This window comes from Synechococcus sp. R5-13, assembly GCF_047462015.1.
Taxonomy (GTDB): Bacteria; Cyanobacteriota; Cyanobacteriia; order Thermostichales; family Thermostichaceae; genus Thermostichus.
In genome coordinates this window covers 1-5,140 of record NZ_JANSIL010000215.1, presented here as the reverse complement: position 1 = coordinate 5,140, position 5,140 = coordinate 1, and the positions used below count along the sequence as shown (strand labels likewise).

Genomic DNA, 5,140 nt, shown 5'->3' with positions numbered 1-5,140 from the left:
GGGGTGGTTTACAGCACCCCCAATCGACCGTTACCAGTGCCTTAAACAACCGTTTCTGGTGTCCGCAGTATTATTATAGCATTCCTCCCGACACCGACCCTACGGGTACAGTGCGGGGCTCCTGCAATTTCTAGCTGAAGTGGCTCTTGCAGGTTTAGAGTGGCGATTGACTTGTAGTTGTGGCCATACTGGAGGGATGGCGTAAAGAACTGTAACCTCAGCAGTACACCAGAGTCATCTTGAAGTGCAGTGATGAAGTGCAGTGAAATAGTGCAGTAAAATTGTCTCTAAGGCGTTCTTTGTTCTTTGTGTTGGTTCTAGCTCCCCTTTCTCCTTAAAAAAAGAGGAGTTGTGAGTGAGAGAAAACCTACCCAAACATTACCTATGGTCAAAACAATCTTCAAGACAATCTCCTCTTCCACCCTGGGGTCGATGATGTTGCCTTTCTCCTGCCGCCAGCTTTGGATAACTGCCTTTCCCGCGTTGGCCGGAGTTACGGTGGCTATTGGTGGCCTTGGGGCGGGAGGATCCCTGTGGCAGGCGGGAGCAGCAGGTTTGGCCACGGGGATGACGGGCTATGTGGCTTCTGCTCTATCTGGGAGCGAGGCCAAAGCCAAAATCCAGCTTCTGCAGCACCTCGAAAATCGACAGAAGCAAAACGAAATCACTCCTTCAGACCTACAGCAATTGCAAAACGAGTTGGCCAGTCTGCGTGCTGCCCTTGAAGATTGGGCAAAAGTCCAGCAGAAGGGGGTGGCTGCTGCCAAAACTCATGAGAATGCTCATTCGCAAGCTCAAACTGCTCAGCTCCATTTTGAGGAGATGGAGACCCAGATCCAATCTCAAAAAGAACGGCTTTCTCAGTTACGCGCAGAAGAGCAAAGTCTGAAAGCCTCGATTGGAGATTTACAAGCCAAGAAACAGAAACTCATTCAGTCCCTTGAGGAGGGCATAGCCAAGGTAGAACAACTCCAATCAAAACAGAATCTCCTGAAGCAGGATATTGCCCGCTTAACCCAGGCTTGTCGGTCAACAGGCTCTAGTAACTCCATTAAACGGTCACCTATGCCCGCGAAAGGATCTTCAGACGTATCTCTTGGCTCGGCCCGCATGACCAAAACTGCCGCCGGCGTCGCATGGGCCGACAAATATGACGAAGTCTTTGCAACCCTCGAGGAGCGAATCGACAACCTGGAAGATAGCGCCAGAGCAATGGCAGAACTGGCATCGATGGAAGGCAACGGTAGCCGGTAGGGGCAGACATCTCATCCCAATAGCACCGAAACGGTTCACAGCTCTGGCTCGCCAAAGCCCCGCAGAGGATGAGCATATTCTGAGGGGGTCAGGCCCTTAGCCTGCACCAATACCCCAAAGCCCCCCAACCCCATGGGATCCAGCAGCGCATGAAGAGCGGATCGCCGCCGCAAAACTTGGCCCACATCCACAGCTTCGCCGCCAACCGAGCTCCCCATTTGGCTGAGGGCAGCCAGCCGCTCGGTCAATCCCAGGTTCACCAAAAAGTTGCTCTGCCGGGTGAACCCCAGGCATCTTAGCCCCAGAGATTCTCCCACTTGCTCTAGGGTGGTAAAGTCCACATGAGCGGTGAGATCCTGGGATCCCACCCGAACATAGGGATCCGTGTAGCTGCCGTGCTGTCGGTAGGCCAGGAGCGTACCTTGGGCGCGGTGGGGGCTGTAGTAGCGCTGGGCGGTGTGGCCGTAATCGATGGTGAGCACGTAGCCTCGCCGCAGCTTACGGGCCAGCAGCTGCAGCCACTCCAAGGCTTTCAGGTTCACCTCGGTTTGGTAGCCCGACGGATAGGTTTCTACAGGGATCCCCAAGCGGGCAAAATACTCCCTCAGCTCAGGAGTGGACAGATCCCCCAGCACTTCCCGGAAGTTGGCTTCTGCAGCCTCGCTGCAATCGACATAGATTTCCCGCAAAGCCCCATCCTGTACCTGCACCCGATGCACCGGAAAAGCATCCACCAGCTCATTGGAGAAAAAGCAGCCTGTAACTGAGTTATCCGGGATCCCGTCCCAATCCAACCAGCGCACCTTCTCCCCAAAAGGGGCCAACCGCTCCTGTTGGAGCTGCCGCAGATGGGCAGAACGCTCCAGGATCCCATATTCCAGTGCCTGCCAAAAAGGGGGGTTAGCGGAGCGCACGTAGGTCAGCCAATCCTGGGCCAGGCGACCGCTGCCCGCCCCCATCTCGATGACCTTGAAGTCAGGGGGGGATCCCAAAATGTGCCAGAACTGAAGGATCTGCTCTGCCAACAGTTGGGCAAAGTCCGCCGCCAGGTGGGGAGAGGTGAGGTAGTCGGGGCCAATCGGGGATCCCCGCTCGTAATAGCCCAACCCTGGCTCGTAGAGAGCCCACTCCATAAACTGGGCAAAGGTCACCGGTCCCTGAGCGCGAATGCGGCTGACAATCAACTCCCGCAACTTCTGCGTGGCCTGAGGTGTCGATAGAGAAAGACTCGGGTCGCGTAGGTGTTGCTCAGGAGCGATCACAGGTGAGGATTCCAGGGATCCAGACTCACTCAACTTACTTGTTCAGGGGACGACGCCAATTTTGGCGAAACTGACGGTTCGAGACCAACAACACAGGCCAGAGGGCCGATACCACCCACTTCCCGGAGCCCGAATAGATGCGATCCGCCTTGCGGGCCGAGTACCAAACTCCTCCTGCGTAGATTGCCAAGAGCAAAAAAGGCCACATCTCAACCCATCCTATTCAACGCTGCTCACCAGGTCAGGGATCCCCAATCAGTAGGCATCCTGCAGCTCATAAAAATCAGGCGTGATGTAGTCCTTGCGCAGGGGCCACCCTATCCAGTCTTCCGGCATCAAAATCCGCTTCAGGTTCGGGTGTCCCTCGAAAACAATGCCATACATGTCGTAGGTTTCCCGTTCCTGCCAATCCGCCGACTTCCAAATCCAGTATACGGAAGGCAGCCGTGGATCCTGGCGAGGCAACTTTACCTGGAGCCGCACCTCCTGAGGGCGATCCGCCCCGTCTGACAGCTTGATCAGGTGGTAAAGGCTGACCAGTGGCTGCCCTGCCCCCAGGTCATATCCGCACTGACACTCCAGGTAGTTAAAGCCGTAGGCATAGAGGGCGGTACACAAGGGTAGGAGAAAGTCCCGCTCCACCTCCAACAGCTCTACCCCCGCTGCGTCTCTCCCCAAATACTGGTGCTCGAAGCCGTTGTCGGCCAGAAACTGGGAAACCGGGCCCCGCTCCAACGTCACCAAGGGTTCCGACTGCTCGCCTGCGGATGGCGGCGCTTGTTTTTCCTGGGCATTTTCCTCTGCCATCTCACACTCCTCCCTGCAAGGCTTTGAGCTGCTGTTCCGCCTGCTTAAAGTCGGCAGTTTGCAAAGCCGGGGGCACCGGCAGGCCGATGGCCGCAGCCAGTTCTGGCGGGGGAGCTTGGCGGGTCTCGCTCTCCAGATACTTGCCGGTGATGATCTCCGGCACAGGCTTGAGGTTGTGCTTAACCGTGTAGTAGCGGTGGGTTTGCTGCAGACGGCCTCGTTCCCGCATGTCCTCGGCGGCGATCTTCTTGCGCAGCTTGACAATGGCATCCATGATCGCTTCTGGACGAGGAGGGCAGCCGGGAATGTACACATCCACCGGGATCAGCTTGTCCACCCCCCGCACTGCCGTGTAGGAATCGGAGCTGAACATGCCACCGCTGATGGTGCAGGCCCCCATGGCGATCACGTACTTCGGCTCAGCCATTTGCTGGTAAAGCTTGACCAACGCCGGCGCCATTTTCATGGTGACCGTACCTGCCGTGATGATCAAATCAGCCGTGCGCGGCGAAGAACGAGGCAGCAGGCCAAAGCGGTCGAAGTCGAAGCGGGATCCCAGCATGGCGGCAAACTCGATGAAGCAGCAGGCGGTGCCGTAGAGCAGCGGCCAGAGGCTGGACATCTTAGCCCAGTTGTACAGGTCGTTCACCGTCGTCAGAACGACGTTGTTGGAGAGGTCGGTAGTCACCTGGGGGGCAGCCCCCGGAAACAAGACTTGCGATTTCTCAGACGTCATGACCATTCCAATGCTCCTTTTCTCCAGGCGTACACAAGACCCACCACAAGGATGGCGATGAAAATCAGGGCCTCCACAAAGGCCAACAGCCCCAAGCGGTGAAACGCCACTGCCCAGGGATAGAGGAACACCGTCTCTACATCGAAAATGACGAAGACCAGTGCGAACATGTAGTAGCGAATGTTGAACTGGATCCAGGCTTGCCCAAACGGCTCCATGCCCGACTCGTAAGTGCTGCGCCGCAGGGATCCCCGCCGCTTTGGCGCCAAGAGTGCAGAAGCCCCCAGAGCCAAAACCGGCAGCAGAGAGCAGAGGATCAGGAAAACCAGCAAATACTCGTAGCCGGACAGAACAAACACGACGCCAGACCGCCTCAGGTGCTCAACATTTAGATACGTTTCCAGTATAGAGCCAGTCTGGGGCTCCCCTGCGCCACCGGATCTTCAGTTCTGGTGATGATCACGATTATTGGGAGCGGCGTTTTTCCAGCCAGCCCCACACTCCGCTCACCACCGCCCCGGCCATCAGGATCCCCAAAGCCGGCTGAAACAAAGGCAGCCAGAGCCGCATCCAAAGTTTGTAGCCCAGTGGGATCCCAAGAAAAGCCCCAGTTACGGAAAAGACAAACCAGACAAACCCGGCGAACACCAGAAAGACAACGGCAATCAGGAAGTTATCCAGCCAGCGCTTGAGGTCAGAGGAAACCATAGGGATTGAGGCAGAACAGCTTGAAGTAGACCCAGAGGCAATCTGGGAACCGAACCTTTTGGGCCGCTAATGCCGATATCTCAGCATCTTTCACCCAGACAGACTGCCGGAATAAGTTCAACAGACAGGGTAGCTTACCCCAGCACTTGGTGAAGATCCCACGTGCACCTTTTTGGGTAGAGTAAGCTGTGCCGGCCCGCTGCTGACCCGCTGTGAACACAACCCAAAACCACGGTAGCGCCAGTAGGATTCCCCAGCCAGCCTGCTAACAATAAGTGAGATTTCCCTTCTGCCGCTTGGTCAGCTCAGCTAGAAATCGCAGGAGCCCCGCACTGTACCCGTAGGGTCAGTGCCGGGAGGAATGCGCTTTGAT

At 56.6% G+C, this 5,140-nt stretch carries 7 protein-coding genes; 1 reads left to right on the top strand and 6 read right to left on the bottom strand.

The annotated features are described in order from the left end of the window. The first annotated feature begins 351 nt into the window (after positions 1 to 351). Entirely contained in the window at positions 352 to 1,254 is a 903-nt protein-coding gene (locus tag NW840_RS13725) for a hypothetical protein (RefSeq protein ID WP_414344873.1), read from the top strand. A 35-nt stretch (positions 1,255 to 1,289) separates the two neighbouring features. Here NW840_RS13725 and NW840_RS13720 read toward each other — a convergent pair whose 3' ends face one another. The 6 genes from NW840_RS13720 to NW840_RS13695 all read right to left on the bottom strand — a co-directional run bounded on the left by NW840_RS13720 (position 1,290) and on the right by NW840_RS13695 (position 4,767). Further along, positions 1,290 to 2,549: a class I SAM-dependent methyltransferase gene (locus NW840_RS13720; RefSeq protein WP_414344871.1), complete on the bottom strand. Its 1,260-nt coding sequence runs from the start codon at positions 2,547 to 2,549 to the stop codon at positions 1,290 to 1,292. 1 nt (position 2,550) lies between these two features. After that, entirely contained in the window at positions 2,551 to 2,724 is a 174-nt protein-coding gene (locus NW840_RS13715; RefSeq protein ID WP_414344869.1) for a hypothetical protein, read from the bottom strand. Between the two features lie 47 nt (positions 2,725 to 2,771). Continuing rightward, positions 2,772 to 3,323, bottom strand: a complete 552-nt coding sequence (locus NW840_RS13710; RefSeq protein WP_011433902.1) for an NAD(P)H-quinone oxidoreductase subunit J — start codon at positions 3,321 to 3,323, stop codon at positions 2,772 to 2,774. A 1-nt stretch (position 3,324) separates the two neighbouring features. Continuing rightward, on the bottom strand, positions 3,325 to 4,065 hold the full coding sequence (locus NW840_RS13705) for an NADH dehydrogenase subunit K (RefSeq protein WP_041436717.1): 741 nt from the start codon (positions 4,063 to 4,065) through the stop codon (positions 3,325 to 3,327). Then, a complete protein-coding gene (gene ndhC / locus NW840_RS13700; protein WP_414331498.1) occupies positions 4,056 to 4,418 on the bottom strand; it encodes a photosynthetic/respiratory NAD(P)H-quinone oxidoreductase subunit C in 363 nt (120 codons plus the stop codon). Before ndhC ends, NW840_RS13705 begins: the two co-directional genes overlap by 10 nt. Positions 4,419 to 4,524: 106 nt before the next feature. Further along, entirely contained in the window at positions 4,525 to 4,767 is a 243-nt protein-coding gene (locus tag NW840_RS13695) for a hypothetical protein (RefSeq protein WP_414344867.1), read from the bottom strand. Positions 4,768 to 5,140 lie beyond the last annotated feature (373 nt).

Bases quoted from the DNA above. Each gene is read 5' to 3' on its own strand.
- NW840_RS13715 (WP_414344869.1), bottom strand. From the start codon at position 2,724: ATGTGGCCTTTTTTGCTCTTGGCAATCTACGCAGGAGGAGTTTGGTAC.
- NW840_RS13710 (WP_011433902.1), bottom strand. From the start codon at position 3,323: ATGGCAGAGGAAAATGCCCAGGAAAAACAAGCGCCGCCATCCGCAGGC.
- NW840_RS13705 (WP_041436717.1), bottom strand. From the start codon at position 4,065: ATGGTCATGACGTCTGAGAAATCGCAAGTCTTGTTTCCGGGGGCTGCC.
- NW840_RS13695 (WP_414344867.1), bottom strand. From the start codon at position 4,767: ATGGTTTCCTCTGACCTCAAGCGCTGGCTGGATAACTTCCTGATTGCC.